General features: G+C 47.0%; 13 protein-coding genes and 1 riboswitch. All 13 genes read left to right on the forward strand.

The genetic code is table 11. The annotated features are described in order from the left end of the window. Positions 1-244: 244 nt before the first annotated feature. The 13 genes from serC to HWX64_RS14745 all read left to right on the forward strand — a co-directional run bounded on the left by serC (position 245) and on the right by HWX64_RS14745 (position 15962). Positions 245-1330, forward strand: coding sequence for a 3-phosphoserine/phosphohydroxythreonine transaminase (gene serC / locus HWX64_RS14685; protein ID WP_175990285.1), 1086 nt, complete (start codon positions 245-247; stop codon positions 1328-1330). Continuing rightward, positions 1330-2502 carry a phosphoglycerate dehydrogenase gene (locus HWX64_RS14690; RefSeq protein WP_175990745.1) on the forward strand — a complete coding sequence of 391 codons (1173 nt, stop codon included), beginning with the start codon at positions 1330-1332 and terminating at the stop codon, positions 2500-2502. The genes serC and HWX64_RS14690 overlap by 1 nt, the downstream gene beginning before the upstream one ends. A 77-nt stretch (positions 2503-2579) precedes the next feature. Then, positions 2580-3350 carry an alpha/beta fold hydrolase gene (locus tag HWX64_RS14695; protein ID WP_175990286.1) on the forward strand — a complete coding sequence of 257 codons (771 nt, stop codon included), beginning with the start codon at positions 2580-2582 and terminating at the stop codon, positions 3348-3350. 66 nt (positions 3351-3416) lie between these two features. Next, the gene (locus tag HWX64_RS14700; protein WP_175990287.1) at positions 3417-4058 is read left to right on the forward strand and encodes an HD domain-containing protein; all 642 of its coding nucleotides are present in this window, start codon (positions 3417-3419) and stop codon (positions 4056-4058) included. A 73-nt stretch (positions 4059-4131) separates the two neighbouring features. After that, a complete protein-coding gene (locus HWX64_RS14705) occupies positions 4132-4362 on the forward strand; it encodes a CsbA family protein (RefSeq protein ID WP_175990288.1) in 231 nt (76 codons plus the stop codon). A gap of 628 nt (positions 4363-4990) precedes the next feature. Continuing rightward, positions 4991-6973 (forward strand): excinuclease ABC subunit UvrB, encoded by a 1983-nt coding sequence (uvrB, locus tag HWX64_RS14710; RefSeq protein ID WP_175990289.1) that lies wholly within the window; start codon positions 4991-4993, stop codon positions 6971-6973. 7 nt (positions 6974-6980) lie between these two features. Beyond that, positions 6981-9854 carry an excinuclease ABC subunit UvrA gene (gene uvrA / locus HWX64_RS14715; RefSeq protein WP_175990290.1) on the forward strand — a complete coding sequence of 958 codons (2874 nt, stop codon included), beginning with the start codon at positions 6981-6983 and terminating at the stop codon, positions 9852-9854. 435 nt (positions 9855-10289) lie between these two features. Continuing rightward, a complete protein-coding gene (locus HWX64_RS14720) occupies positions 10290-11072 on the forward strand; it encodes an alpha/beta fold hydrolase (protein ID WP_254871196.1) in 783 nt (260 codons plus the stop codon). A gap of 124 nt (positions 11073-11196) precedes the next feature. Then, a riboswitch (SAM riboswitch) is annotated at positions 11197-11302 on the forward strand. 112 nt (positions 11303-11414) lie between these two features. After that, positions 11415-12440 (forward strand): methionine ABC transporter ATP-binding protein, encoded by a 1026-nt coding sequence (locus HWX64_RS14725; RefSeq protein WP_175990292.1) that lies wholly within the window; start codon positions 11415-11417, stop codon positions 12438-12440. Between the two features lie 7 nt (positions 12441-12447). Further along, a complete protein-coding gene (locus HWX64_RS14730; protein WP_175990746.1) occupies positions 12448-13092 on the forward strand; it encodes a methionine ABC transporter permease in 645 nt (214 codons plus the stop codon). An 11-nt stretch (positions 13093-13103) separates the two neighbouring features. Beyond that, positions 13104-13940, forward strand: coding sequence for a MetQ/NlpA family ABC transporter substrate-binding protein (locus HWX64_RS14735; RefSeq protein ID WP_175990293.1), 837 nt, complete (start codon positions 13104-13106; stop codon positions 13938-13940). Between the two features lie 13 nt (positions 13941-13953). After that, positions 13954-15153, forward strand: a complete 1200-nt coding sequence (locus HWX64_RS14740) for a M20 family metallopeptidase (RefSeq protein WP_175990294.1) — start codon at positions 13954-13956, stop codon at positions 15151-15153. A gap of 494 nt (positions 15154-15647) precedes the next feature. Further along, on the forward strand, positions 15648-15962 hold the full coding sequence (locus HWX64_RS14745; protein WP_175990295.1) for a DUF4870 domain-containing protein: 315 nt from the start codon (positions 15648-15650) through the stop codon (positions 15960-15962). Positions 15963-15964 lie beyond the last annotated feature (2 nt).

The raw sequence follows: 15964 nt of genomic DNA on the forward strand, positions 1-15964 counted from the left end.
CACAAAATTCCTTCAATAGAGTAATAAAGTCCCTTTTTAAAGCGATTTCCTTTACCGATTTAAAGCAGTGCGGGACGGGCCTTCAATAAAATTTCAAAATTCAAAAGAACGATACGATGGGTATGCAATCGCTCAAAAAAGGGGGTGATTAAGCGTTTACATGTCGATTCTGTGGTATTGACTGAAATGACAGTGTTCACTATACTGTGGAAAAATTCTGAACTTTCATGAGGTGGTGTTGTACATGAAAACTGTCTATAATTTCTCGGCCGGTCCTGCCGTTCTGCCGAAGCCGGTGCTTGAAAAGGTACAGCGTGAAATGCTTGATTATGAAGGTACAGGCATGTCGGTGATGGAGCTCAGCCATCGTTCTGCACCGTTTCAACAGATCATCGATGGGGCTGAGGCACTTCTAAGGGAACTTCTTGCCATCCCGGAAAACTATCACGTCCTCTTTATGCAGGGAGGGGCTTCCCTTCAATTCTCGATGATCCCTTTGAATCTGCTCGGTCCCGGGGAGACTGCCGAGTATATCGTGACAGGCAGCTGGTCTAAGAAAGCGGTAAAAGAAGCGGATAAAGTGGGGGAAGTACGGACGCACACAATGAAAAATCAGGCGGCGATCCCGGCTTATTCCGCAAAGGATTTTTCAGAAAAAGCACGGTATGTACATATCACCTCGAATAATACAATAGAAGGAACACGGTTCAATGGCTATCCGGATACCGGTGATATCCCGCTGGTCGCGGATATGTCTTCTCATATTCTTTCCGAGAAGCTCGATGTTTCCAAGTTCGGCCTCATATACGCCGGAGCCCAGAAAAATCTCGGCCCGTCAGGCGTCACCGTCGCCATTATCCGTAAAGACCTTGTCGGAAAGGCACCTGATTATTGTCCGACTCTCCTGAATTACGAGACATATGTCAAACACGGCTCCCTATTCAATACCCCGCCGACCTTTGCCATCTATGTATTGAAGCTTGTGCTTGAATGGGTGAAAGAAAATGGCGGAGTAGAAGGGATGGAGGCACGTAACGAGGAGAAAGCACAACTTCTTTATTCTTATATCGACCAGTCCGGACTCTTTCATAATCCCGTTTCACAAGAAAATCGGTCACTGATGAATATTCCATTTAAAGCGGATGACGATGAAGTGAATGCCAGATTTTTAAAAGAAGCGAAGGAAGCAGGACTCGAGTTTCTGAAGGGTCACCGGTCGGTAGGCGGCATGCGTGCGAGCATCTATAACGCCATGCCGGTCGAAGGTGTGAAGGAGCTCGTCGATTTCATGAAAACATTTGAACAGAACTTGAGTGGAGGAGGATCATGATGATTACAATCAATACGTACAATGCGATTTCAAAAAGCGGACTTTCATTAATCGAGGACGACATCAACTATCACCTGAATGGTGAGGGAGCTCCGGACGGGCTTCTTGTACGGTCGAAGAATCTCCATGACTTCACATTCCCTCCGTCTTTAAAAGCGATTGCCCGCGCCGGGGCAGGTGTCAATAATATTCCGGTGGATGAGTGCACGGATAAGGGGATTGTCGTTTTCAACACCCCGGGGGCAAATGCCAATGCCGTGAAAGAACTTGTACTCGCAAACCTGATTGCTTCCGCCCGTAATCTCTACTCAGCGGTAGGCTGGGCAAAAACGCTTCATAACCAAGAAGATGTGTCCACAGTCGTCGAGGCTAAGAAAAAGGAGTTTGTCGGCAGTGAAATCAAGGGGAAGAAGCTCGGTGTCGTTGGACTCGGTGCCATCGGTGTCCTCGTCGCGAACGATGCACTGGCCCTCGGGATGGATGTTGTCGCCTACGATCCATTTATTTCAGTCGACGCCGCATGGAGATTATCGCAGGATGTGAAGCGAGCTCATAATATCGAGGACGTGTGGGCGCAGTGTGACTTTGTCACCTTCCACATCCCGCTTACGGATAAAACGAAGCACTTTGTGAATAATGACAGCTTCAGGCGCATGAAAAAGGGCATCACTCTCCTGAATTTCTCGAGGGGCGAGCTTGTTGAAGAAAGTGCGCTGGGTGAAGCTTTGAATGCCGGCATCGTCAAAAAATACGTCACGGATTTCCCGAACGAACACGTATTGAAATTGGACAATGTCGTCCCGGTTCCCCACCTGGGCGCTTCAACCGTTGAATCCGAAGAAAACTGTGCCGTGATGGCGGCAAAACAGCTGAAAACGTATCTTGAGACAGGAAACATCAAGCACGCGGTGAATCTTCCGGACGTAGAACTTCCTCACAGCGGGAAGATGCGCGTGACCGTGATGCATAAAAATATCCCGAACATGGTCGGCGGCATCACGACGACATTATCCGGCTATGCCGTCAACATCGCCGATATGATCAACCGCAGTAAAAATACGTGGGCCTACACGATGATCGACCTAGACCAGAAACTGACAGAAGAAGAGCAAAGCGACGTCAAAACGAAATTGAAAGCCATCGACGGCGTCGTTTCGGTCCGCCTAATCTAAAAATGATGACTAGAACTCCCTTAACCCGAGAACAATGTGTAGTAGATACTCACTCGGATTAAGGGAGGTTTTCATATATGCCAAGCGTACCCTATCAGGGTTCGACATTATACTTCGAGGATATGGGGGAAGGGACACCGCTCGTATTCCTTCATCCCCCGGGAATGGGGAGGATCGTTTTTTCCAAACAGCACACTCTTGCCAAGCATTTTCGGCTGATCATCCCGGATTTATCGGGACACGGGGATTCACCGTCCTTTAAGACATTTGTCAGCCTCGATTCCTATGCGGAAGAAATCAACTTCCTTCTGGATCACTTGAAGTTATCCACATGTGTACTCATCGGATACTCTGCCGGAGGGGTGATCGCGCAGGAGTTTGCATCACTATTTAAAAATAAGGTCTGCGCCCTCATCCTGATCGGGGCTTATCCGAAAGTGATACACAACAAACTGAAGCTGATGCATCTGGCCGGAATGAAGCTGGTCCGGAACCATCCCGTCCGCCTAGCTAAAATCATTTCCAAAGCGCACACGAAAAGCAAGATGGAACGAAAAGAACTGCTTCTTCATATGAATAAGGCGAATCCGGAAATCTGGTACCATTTTTACAAGCAGTCCCTTTATTATGACGGTATTGAAAAAATGAACCGGTGCAAGCTGCCGCTCTTGTTGATTTATGGAGAAAAATCGGACTGGCTGAACGATCAAATGGAGTGCTACAAGGATTGTCATCCAAAAAAAGTCTATATCATTCCAGGTGCCTCCCACCAAATCCCGACACTTCACCATGATGCACTCAATGCCATTCTGCTTGGGGAAGTGGAGGAACTGCTTAACGAGAACTGATTTTGTTTCCAGGAAAGAGAAAAAGGGTAAGTACATCCGGGACCATAAAAGAGAGAGGAGAATACTATGGGAATTCATCATTATTTCAAAAGTCTTTCCGACCTGGAGACGCTCGTCCGCTGTCCGGGCCGATTTAAATACCATGAACATAATGTGGCCAGTCATTCCTTCAAGGTAACGAAGATCGCTCAGTTCCTTGGAACCGTGGAGGAACAGGACGGGCAGGAAGTCGACTGGAAATCCCTCTATGAAAAAGCACTGAACCATGACTATGCCGAACTGTTCACTGGAGACATCAAAACGCCCGTGAAGTATGCATCCGTCGAACTCCGCGAACTGTTCAGCCAGGTCGAGGACGAAATGGTAAAGAAATTCATCTCGACAGAATTTCCTCCCCAATACCAAGAGGTATACAGAGGAAGGTTCAAAGAAGGAAAAGACGCATCACTGGAAGGGAAGATCTTGTCTGTGGCAGACAAAATCGATCTCCTGTATGAATCATTCGGTGAAATCCAGAAAGGCAACCCCGATCCGCTGTTCATGGAAATCTATCAGGGTGCATTGTCCACAATCGTAAAGTTCAAAGAACTGGAATGTGTCCGGTACTTCCTGGATTACATACTCCCGGATATGCTTTCCGAGAAATTCATTCCCCACAGTGAATTGAAAGAGCGGACGGAGAGATTGATCCAAGACGGGGAGGGATAGGGAGAAAATCCTTTCTTAAAAGAAGCATATTCGTTAAAATATGGTTATTCCCTTCAATTGAGGAGAGTGGACCGTGTCTAAAATCATACTGGGTATCTTTTTACCGGGATTGCTCGTGGTCCTGTTCACAAGGGTCACGTACAATCACTATGTCGGACTTATACTTACCGTAGCACTCATTGCTGCATCTGTTTCCAAAGGGTATACAGATTCCTGGTGGCTGATCGTAATCGACGCCGCCTCGCTGACCATCGGATTCTGGTACAGCAACCAAATGATGATCAAAGCAAGAAAAAATGCCTGAACACCGTTGATGAAACGGTGCTCAGGCTTTTTTCTTGTTGTGGATTGTGGATAAGTGATGTATTTTTGTGTATAAATGGATCGGGAAATAATTTATTCACATTGTGAATGCGTATTCATACACATTATTCACAGTTTATTTTCTTTTATGTGGATAAAATGAGTGTTTTCCACATTTTATAACAACTTATACACATAGTTATTCACAACCTGTGTGTATTTCTTTATTATTTGAAGGCCCGTCCCAGATTGCTTTAAAGCGTGAAAGTAAATGACGATTTTGTTGGAGGCCAGAAGTTGTCTGTTTCTGTCGAATTGTCGGTAAAACACCTAAATTTGTCCGCATTTTTCATTTTTTGTTGGTAAATCGAAAAAATTGTCCGTATTTCGTCCGTTTCTCCTCTAACTAATTCATCTTTCCCTCCTTATCCACACGCTCAATCATTCCAAAATATAAGATTTCTTTCCATATCCACAATCCACAAAAATAAACGAACTTTTGTTCGCTTTTCATTGGTTATTCCTGTATGATATGTGGTAGAATGTGTATAGATGAATGGACTGTGTTTAATTTGTGAATAAATAGGTAAATAACAAGGTACGGATCCTTTATTATAGGAGGTTTCACGGTGAAGGAACAATTTCAGTTAAAATCCAAATACAAGCCGGAGGGCGATCAGCCGAAGGCGATTGACAGATTGGTTGGAGGAATTAATGAGGGAAAACGTCATCAGACGCTGCTTGGTGCAACGGGTACCGGTAAGACCTTTACCGTTTCCAATGTAATTCAAAAAGTGGAGAAACCGACATTGATTATTGCCCACAACAAAACACTTGCCGGTCAGCTTTACAGCGAATTCAAAGATTTTTTCCCTGATAATGCTGTCGAATATTTCGTCAGCTACTACGATTATTATCAGCCTGAGGCGTATGTGCCCCAGACCGATACATTTATAGAAAAAGACGCGAGCATTAATGATGAAATCGATAAGCTGCGCCACTCGGCGACATCCGCTTTATTCGAGCGCAGGGATGTCATCATCATTGCTTCCGTCTCTTGTATATACGGGTTGGGTAACCCGGAAGAATACCGTGAGCTTGTCCTCTCCCTCCGGACAGGCATGGAGATTGAGCGGAATCAGCTTCTGCGCAAGCTTGTGGATATCCAATATGAACGTAACGATATCGATTTCCAGCGCGGTACGTTTCGCGTACGCGGGGATGTTGTGGAAATCTTCCCGGCGTCACGCGACGAACACTGTATGCGCGTGGAGTTTTTCGGGGACGAAATCGACCGTATCCGAGAGGTCGATGCACTGACGGGCGAAATCATGGGAGACCGTGATCACGTCGCCATCTTCCCGGCATCCCACTTCGTAACCCGTGAAGAAAAGATGCAGGTCGCAATCAAAAATATCGAAAAAGAACTGGAAGAGCAGTTGGCGATCATGAAGGAAGACGGAAAGCTTTTAGAAGCTCAGCGGCTTGAACAGAGAACCCGCTATGACCTTGAGATGATGAGGGAAATGGGCTTCTGTTCCGGGATTGAAAACTATTCCCGTCACTTGACGCTCAGACCGCCGGGTTCTACACCATATACCCTCCTGGATTATTTTCCGGATGATTTCATGATCGTCGTGGATGAGTCCCACGTGACCCTCCCGCAGATCAGGGGAATGTTCAATGGTGACCAGGCACGTAAAAAAGTCCTTGTCGACCACGGTTTCCGTTTGCCTTCTGCGATGGATAACAGACCGCTCCGTTTTGAGGAATTCGAAGAGAAGGTACAACAGCTTCTTTATGTATCAGCCACACCTGGGCCATATGAACTTGAGCACAGCCCGGAAATGGTCGAACAGATCATCCGTCCGACAGGACTGCTCGATCCCATCATCGAAGTGCGCCCGATCGAGGGGCAGATTGATGACCTTCTTGGCGAAATCAATGAACGCATCGAGAAAAATGAGCGTGTCCTCGTGACGACATTGACCAAGAAAATGTCAGAGGATCTTTCAGCCTACTTAAAGGAAATCGGCATCAAGGTCCAATACCTGCACTCTGAAATCAAGACGCTTGAGCGAATCGAAATCATCCGTGACCTCCGTCTGGGTAAATTTGATGTTCTCGTCGGGATCAACCTGCTTCGTGAGGGGCTCGATATCCCTGAGGTTTCATTGGTATCGATTCTCGACGCGGATAAAGAAGGTTTCCTCCGTTCCGAGCGTTCCCTGATTCAAACGATCGGACGTGCAGCACGTAACTCGAACGGTAAGGTCATCATGTATGCTGATAAGATGACCGATTCGATGCAGAAAGCGATTGACGAAACGAAACGCCGTCGTGAAATCCAAGAGGAATATAATGAGAAACACGGCATCACACCGACGACGATACAAAAAGAAATCAGGGATGTCATCCGTGCGACTCATGCCGCAGAAGAAGCAGGGGTTTACGAAGGGAAAGAGACAAAAGTTTCGAATATGTCGAAACCTGAGAGACAAAAACTTATTGCTAGCCTGGAAGTGGAAATGAAAGAAGCGGCCAAGGCGCTCGACTTTGAACGGGCAGCCCAGCTTCGCGATACCATTCTTGAGCTAAAGGCGGAAGGATGAAACAGGAATGGCTAAAGACCAAATTATCGTACAAGGAGCCAGAGCTCATAATTTAAAAAATATAGATATTAAAATTCCGAGAGATAAGCTGGTCGTCCTGACCGGTTTATCCGGATCGGGGAAATCTTCCCTTGCCTTTGACACGATATACGCAGAAGGGCAGCGGCGTTATGTCGAGTCCTTGTCTGCTTATGCACGTCAATTCCTCGGTCAGATGGATAAGCCGGATGTCGATTCCATCGAAGGGTTGTCACCGGCAATCTCGATCGACCAGAAGACGACAAGCAAGAACCCGCGTTCAACAGTGGGGACGGTCACTGAAATATATGACTATCTCCGTCTGTTATTTGCCCGTGTCGGAAAACCGATCTGTCCGAATCACGGCATCGAAATCTCTTCCCAGACGATCGAGCAGATGGTCGACAGGATCCTTGAGTACCCCGAACGGACAAAGCTTCAGGTGCTCGCCCCTGTGGTTTCCGGACGCAAAGGCACCCATGCCAAAACGCTTGAAGACATCAAGAAGCAGGGGTTCGTCCGTGTCCGTGTAGACGGCGAGGTCCAGGATCTCGGGGAAGAGATCAAGCTTGAAAAGAATAAGAAGCATTCCATCGAAGTCATCATCGACCGTATCGTAGTAAAAGATGGTGTCTCAGCTCGGTTATCGGATTCTTTGGAAACGGCTCTCCGCCTTGCAGAAGGCCAGGTCGTCATCGATGTGATCGGGGAAGAGGAGCTCCTGTTCAGTGAGCATCATGCCTGCCCTTATTGCGGGTTCTCGATCACGGAACTTGAGCCGAGGATGTTTTCCTTCAACAGTCCTTTTGGAGCATGTCCAAGCTGTGACGGACTGGGGACGAAGCTTGAGGTGGACAAAGAACTTGTCATCCCCAACTGGGACCGCACCCTCAATGAGCATGCGATTGCCCCTTGGGAGCCGACCAGCTCACAATACTATCCATCACTGCTGAAAGCGGTCTGTGACCACTACAGTATCCCGATGGATGTTCCCGTCAAGGATATCCCGAAAGATAAAATGGATAAAATCCTTAAAGGCTCCGGCAAAGACGAGATCTATTTCCGTTACGAAAATGACTTTGGTCAAGTGAGGGAGAATTATCTCCGCTTTGAAGGGGTCATGAAAAATATAGAGCGCCGCTACCGTGAAACAAGCTCGGACTACATCCGTGAGCAAATGGAGAAGTACATGGCGCAGCAGGACTGTCCGACCTGTAACGGCCACCGCCTGAAAGAAGAAAGTCTGGCCGTGAAAGTGGATTCGCTCCATATCGGGGAAGTCACTGCCTTCTCCATAGAGGAAGCTGACCATTTCTTCGCACAGCTCGAGCTTTCAGAAAAAGACATGCAGATTGCACGATTGATCCTGAGGGAGATCCGTGAACGACTCGGCTTCCTTGTGAATGTCGGCCTTGATTATCTTACATTAAGCCGTGCTGCGGGAACCCTTTCAGGGGGAGAGGCGCAGCGGATCCGTCTCGCAACCCAGATCGGATCCAGACTGACAGGGGTTCTTTATATACTTGATGAACCTTCGATCGGCCTGCATCAGCGGGACAATGACCGCTTGATTGATACACTCAAAAATATGCGTGACATCGGGAATACGTTGATTGTCGTCGAGCATGACGAAGATACGATGCTTGCAGCCGATTACCTGATCGATATCGGTCCCGGGGCAGGCGTGCACGGCGGGGAGGTTATCTCAGCGGGAACACCCGATGAAGTCATGGATGACAAAAATTCCTTGACCGGACAATATTTATCCGGAAAGAAATTCATCCCGCTTCCACAGGAAAGACGCAAGCCCGATGGAAGATATCTTGAAGTTGTCGGGGCGAAAGAAAATAATTTGAGCAACGTGAAGGCAAAGTTTCCGCTGGGAGTTTTTACGGCAGTCACAGGTGTTTCCGGCTCCGGTAAAAGTACGCTGATCAATGAGATCCTCCATAAATCCCTTGCCCAAAAGCTTCACAATGCTAAAACCAAACCTGGTGAGCACAAAGAAGTGAAGGGGATCGACCATCTCGATAAAGTCATCGATATCGACCAATCGCCGATCGGCCGTACACCCCGTTCGAACCCGGCAACCTATACGGGCGTCTTCGATGATATCCGCGATGTGTTCGCGACGACCAATGAAGCCAAGGTGCGAGGATATAAAAAAGGACGCTTCAGCTTCAACGTAAAAGGCGGAAGATGCGAAGCCTGCCGCGGCGACGGGATCATCAAAATCGAAATGCACTTCCTGCCTGACGTCTATGTTCCGTGTGAAGTATGCCACGGCAAGCGTTATAACCGTGAAACGCTTGAAGTGAAATACAAGGACAAGAACATTGCGGACGTTCTTGAAATGACAGTCGAAGATGCGGTGAAGTTCTTCGAGAACATTCCGAAAATCAAACGGAAGCTTCAAACGATCTTTGATGTCGGCTTGGGCTACATCACACTCGGCCAGCCGGCGACGACTCTCTCAGGAGGAGAAGCACAGCGTGTGAAGCTGGCGTCCGAACTGCACCGCCGTTCAACAGGGCGTTCACTTTACATCCTGGACGAACCGACAACCGGTCTCCACGTCGATGACATTTCACGCCTGCTGACCGTACTTCAGCGCCTCGTTGAAAACGGGGATACGGTCCTTGTCATCGAACACAACCTGGACGTCATCAAAGCGGCCGACTACATCGTCGACCTCGGACCAGAAGGAGGCGACAAAGGCGGCACCATCATCGCCAGCGGAACCCCTGAAAAAGTCGCAGAAGCAAAAGGTTCCTACACAGGTAAATACCTGAAGCCGATCCTTGAACGCGACCGCGAGCGGATGAAAAAGAAAATCCGCGAGAAGGAAGAAGTGACGAGTTAATAACGATAAAAGAAAGCCTGAATACTAAGTAAAACCCGAACTAGTTTGCATCCTTGAAGGCAAACAAGTTCGGGTTTTTATTATTTGAAAATGTACAAATAGATTTTAGCTTTTTCCAGCGGTTGATTGGAGTGCATGACGAAGACTCCTGCGGGAAAAGCGTGTTAGGTGAGACCCCACAGGAGCATCGCGACGAGGAGGCTCACCAACCGCCCGCGGAAAGCGAAGTCTTGCACGGAAATCAATAGCGGTGTTAAGAGACTTTACTGGAATTGTTTTTAGTTTTATCCCAATGCTTCTTTACGAAATGACACCGATTTTATAAAAGTAGAACCTTATTCCACCAACACAGCAGGATTTTTGAATAAAGTATGGAATACATCACTCTATACTAAGTTGCGTAAGGTGGAATCGATTATGATTTGCAAAGTGAAGATGGGCAGTATTTTTTATGAAATGGTTGGCGAAGGTACCCCTCTATTAATCCTTCATTCCATGGGAACAGATCACCGTTCCATGAAGGCTTGGCTGGAACCCATTTTCTTGAATATGGATGGGTACCAAAGAATTTACATTGACCTGCCTGCACACGGACGGAGTGAAATTGACGAAAACCTCAGAACAACCACTGATATGCTTACAAATATAGTAGATTTTATAGATACCGTACTCCCTAATAAGGTATTTTCCTTAATAGGATTTTCTTTTGGTGGATATTTAGCTCAGGGGATACTGCATTTAAGAAAAAACCAAGTTGAGAGAATTTGTTTGCTTGCATCTGCCCTTCATATTAAAGAGAGGACGCTGCCTGAAAAGACAGTCTTAGAAAAAGATGATGATTTACTTAATGGGCTGGAGTCTGAAATAAGAAATGCTTTCGAAACACTGTTTGTTTATCAAAATAAAGAAAACCTCGACTGCTTTTTAAATGAAGTCCAGCCTGGACGCTTTTTGGCCAACAGAGAATTTTTAACCTCAAACTGGAGAGAAAAGGGCTACTTTTTCCCTAAAGAACCTTTCCATGATGTCTCTACCATGCGGCAGCAGGCACTGATCATTCTTGGGAAACAGGACTGTATCTGCGGATACAAAGATTATGATTTCTTGCTCAATAAGTTTCCAGAGTCAACCTATGTCATTTTAAACAAAGCAGGCCATATGCTTCCCATTGAAAAGCGTAAAGTAGTGCAGCAGCTAGTTGAAGACTGGTTAAAGTGACCAAATTGATTATGTCCTGCGTAATGTAAAATCTTCAAAAACAGGATTGACAAACCAATTAGAATCCTATACTATTACCCTAATGCTTAAACGCACTATTACATTAATTTAATAAAGCGATATCTTCTTATCCAGAGAGGTGGAGGGACTGGCCCTGCGAAACCTCGGCAACGGGTTCTTTATGAATACCGTGCCAATTCCATCAAGTCAAATGACTTGAAAGATGAGAAGAGCGGGACATATACCATTTTGTGCCTCTCTTCTTATGAAGAGGGGCCCTTTTTATTTCATACATGTCCTGAAACATCAAGAAGAATTCATAGTGAAAGGAGCAAGTCCTGTATGATCAGAGTTCAGAATGTTACAAAAATATTCGAGACGAAGGATGGGCCGTTCACCGCTTTGAAGAATGTGTCCTTTCAAGTGAAAAAGGGAGAAATCTATGGGGTCATCGGATTCAGCGGTGCGGGGAAAAGCACGCTCGTCCGCTGTCTCAATTATTTGGAGAAACCATCGTCAGGCGATATTTTCATTGAAGAGCAGAGCCTGAAAGAGCAGTCGGCGGTCGATCTCCGAAAAGAACGGCACCGCATCGGGATGATCTTTCAACACTTCAATCTGTTTCAATCCCGGACGGTGGCAGGTAATATCGCCTATCCTCTGAAACTGGCAAAATGGCCGAAAGAGAAAATCAATGAGAGAGTAAAAGAATTATTGGCCTTTGTCGGCCTGGAAGATAAAGCGAAACATTATCCTGATGAACTGTCAGGCGGACAGAAGCAGAGAGTGGGAATTGCAAGGGCACTGGCGACATCCCCTTCGATCCTGCTATGTGACGAAGCGACATCGGCACTCGATCCGCAGACGACGGAATCAATCCTGAATCTTTTAAAACGAATCAACGCAGAGTACGGTATCACGATTGTGATGATTACCCACGAAATGCAGGTGATCCGGGAAATCTGTGACAAAGTGGCGGTGATGGAAAATGGAGAAATCGTAGAAGAAGGAAGCGTCTTCGATATTTTTTCCAACCCGCAGACGGCTACAACGAAAAACTTCGTGAAAAGTGTCATGAATGACCAGCTGCCATCGTCCGTACTGGATAAATTGAATGGCAGCGGCGAGGGACGCATTTGCCGCCTGATTTTCAAAGGGGATTCGACAGGGGCACCGATCCTTTCGGAAACGGCAAAAAAATTCAATGCCCATATCAATGTACTGTTTGGGCAGATAACGGAGCTTCAAGGAAAGCCATTCGGGAATCTCATCGTCCAGATCATCGGAAGCGAGAGGGAAACGACAGAGATTCTGCGGTACTGGCAGCAGCGATTATTTGTAAGTGAGGTGGAAAAGCGTGCAAGTTAATTGGGAGATGTTTTGGCCTAAGATCATAGAAGCTACGTGGGATACCGTGGCGATGGTATCATTTTCACTGCTATTTGCGACGTTGATCGGACTTCCGCTTGGAATCATTGTCGTCGTGACGAGGAAGGGGCACTTACTGGAGAACAAAGCCATCTTTTCTGTATTAAGCAGTATCATCAACGTGTTCCGGTCCATTCCGTTCATCATCCTGATGGTGGCAATCATTCCTTTTACAAGATTGGTAGTGGGGACGTCGATCGGAACGGCCGCAGCAGTGGTGCCGCTTGTTGTGTTTGCAGCACCGTATATTGCGAGACTGGTAGAAAGCTCGCTCCTTGAAGTGGAACCCGGTGTCATTGAAGCAGCGGAATCCATGGGGGCAGGGCCGTGGCAGATCATCTTCGGAATCCTTATCCCGGAAGCACTGAGCACATTGGTCCTGAATATCACGATTGCCACAATCGGTCTCGTAGGTGCATCCGCCATGGCCGGGGCAGTCGGCGGAGGAGGTCTCGGGGATCTTGCCATCGCCTATGGGTATCAGCGTTTTGAAACTTCGGTCATGATTGTAACGGTCATTATTTTAGTGGTGATGGTTCAAGGACTTCAGACTGCAGGAAATACATTATCGAAAATCATCAGAAGACGATAGGAGAGAATATCATGAAAAAATCGATCAGTTTACTAAGTTTAGCCGTGCTGTTATTTACCTTGATCTTAAGCGGGTGCTCAGGTGACAAGGCTTCTGGTTCAGGGGAAAAAGAAGTGGTGAAAGTCGGATTGAACGGGTCGGGAGTACCGATCTGGGAATATATCAAAGAGAAAGCAGCGAAGGAAGGGATTGAAATCGAGCTTGTCGAGTTTGCCGACTACGTGAGACCGAATCAAGCGCTGGCTGATGGAGATATCGACTTGAACGCTTTCCAGACGATTTCCTACTTTGACTCATTCATTAAAGAACATAATCTGGACCTAGTGCCAATCGGGACCACGATCATCGCACCGATGGGGATCTATTCAGAAAAACATAAATCAGTGGAAGATATTCCAGAAGGAAGTAAGGTTGCCGTTCCTCAAGAAGCGACAAACCTGGGACGTGCACTTCTTCTTTTGCAGGAAGCAGGTTTGATCGAGCTTGAAAAAGGCTTTGACCAGTCTCAGGGACTTGATGCGATTAAAGAAAACCCGAAGAATCTTGAATTCACACCTGTCGTCGCTGCACAGACTCCCCGCGTATTGCCGGATGTGGCGGCATCGGTCATCAATAACGGGGTAGCGGTGGAAGCCGGATTTGTTCCTGTGGATGACAGCATCTACATTGAGGGGTCAGAATCAACGCCATATATCAACATCATTGCTGCACAGGCAGAGGACAAGGACAATAAAACGTATCAAAAAATAGTGGAAATTTATCAGCAGGAAGATGTCGCTGAACATATTAAGGAAACGTACAAGAACTCCTTGATCCCGACATTCGTTCCGCTGAGCGAAATCCAATAGGAGGTGCTTCAGGATGAGTCAGACAGTGAATGGAATTGATGTTAAAAATAAACTGGCATCTGCAGTAGACGAACTATCAACCACTTTGCTTTCGGTCAGTCACAGGATCCACGAGAACCCGGAAATCGGCAATGAGGAATACTTTGCTTCAGAAACGCTGACCACCCTATTATCCCAGCATGGATTTGCCGTCGAAACGGGACTCGCCGGACATGAGACTTCCATTGTTGCACGTAAAAGCTCAGGGGAAGAAGGGCCGGTCATTGGATATCTGGCTGAGTATGACGCGCTGCCGGGACTCGGGCATGCGTGCGGTCATAATATCATCGGTACAGCCAGCTGCGGGGCGGCCATCGCCCTCGCTTCCGTCCTTGAGGAAACAGGCGGGGAAGTGGTCGTGTTCGGAACCCCTGCTGAAGAAGGGGGTCCGAACGGCAGCGCTAAAGGAAGTTTTGTGAAAGCGGGATTATTTCAGGGCGTGGATGCTTGTTTAATGGTCCATCCTTACAATCGCACGACGCTGACGGGCAGTACACTCGCCGTCGATCCTCTCGATTTTGAATTCAGGGGCCGGTCCGCTCATGCAGCCGCTTCACCTGAGGACGGGATCAACGCCCTGGATGGCGTGATCCAGTTATTCAACGGCATCAATGCCCTTCGTCAGCACGTGACGGACGACGTCAGGATCCATGGCATCATCACTCATGGCGGCGATGCTCCGAACATTGTCCCTGATTACGCAAAAGCACGTTTTTACATCAGGGCGGCAACACGTGAAGCCTGCAATGAAGTCACGCAAAAAGTAAAAGCAGTGGCTGAAGGAGCAGCACTCGCGACAGGAACGGAAGTCAACGTCATCAAGATCCAAAATGAAGTGGACCACTTCCAGCTGAACCGCCGTTTTGACAAAGTCTTTCAGAAATCCATCGAATCTCTTGGAGAGTACTTTGATGAAACCGAGCGCAAAGGCCTGGGCTCGACCGACGCCGGCAACGTCAGCAGAGTCGTCCCGACCATCCACCCCTACATTAAAATAGGCCCGGAATCCCTCGTCGTCCATACAAACGAATTCAGGGAAGCGGCCAAATCGCCTGAAGGGGACCGGGCGCTGCTCACAGGAGCCAAGGCACTTGCTTTGACAGGATATGAGCTTTTGACCGATTCAGAGCTTTTAAAGGAAATATGGCAGGAGTTTAAAGACCGGCAGAGATGATATAAAGTTTGAATCGGGATAATGAATAGCAACATACCAATTCAAAAACGCACTGGATTTCTATTTGAAATTCACAGTGCGTTTTTTATATCCCTTATTATAGGGGACTGGGCTTTATTTTTAGTGGATTATGTTGAAGAATAAAGAGTATAAAAGGATATAACTGCGTGACACTCGAATTAAAAAACACAGAGTGGATTGGAGCTGCCGGCACTTGACTCCTGCGGGAAAAGCGGAACAGGTGAGACCCCGCAGGCGAAGCCGAGGAGGCTCACCGGCCGCCCGCGGAAAGCAAGTGCCGGCAGCGGAAAGGAACGGTTCGCAATTAGAAGGAAACCTGTATTGTAAAACACACCTCAGTACCCACAAAAACTCAGACCTCAGATGGAGTAAAACGAAGAATGTCCTATGAGAAAATGATCACAGAAGGAATTTTCAAAGAATGAAACCTTTTAAGAAACGTATCGTAAATAATAGTAAAGGAGATGATGAAGATGGAGACCAACAAGATATTATCAGCGCTTTGCTATTTTAGTATATTTTTTGCAGGATTTATATTTCCGATCATCGTTTATTTCATAACAGATAACCCGCATGTGAAGAAGGATGCCAAGGCGGCATTGATCTCTCACATCATACCATTGATTGCTATACCGCTTATCTTTGCAGGCATCTTTTTAGACATCGGCATTTTTGCCACGGGATCAGGAATTCCGGTCTTTTTCTTCCTGATGATCGGGTTGTTCATATTGATTAATATCGTCATTGTCATTTGGAATGTGTACAAAGGAATCAAAGTACTTCTGTAATA

The organism is Bacillus sp. Marseille-Q1617 (assembly GCF_903645295.1).
Lineage (GTDB): Bacteria > Bacillota > Bacilli > Bacillales > Bacillaceae_B > Rossellomorea.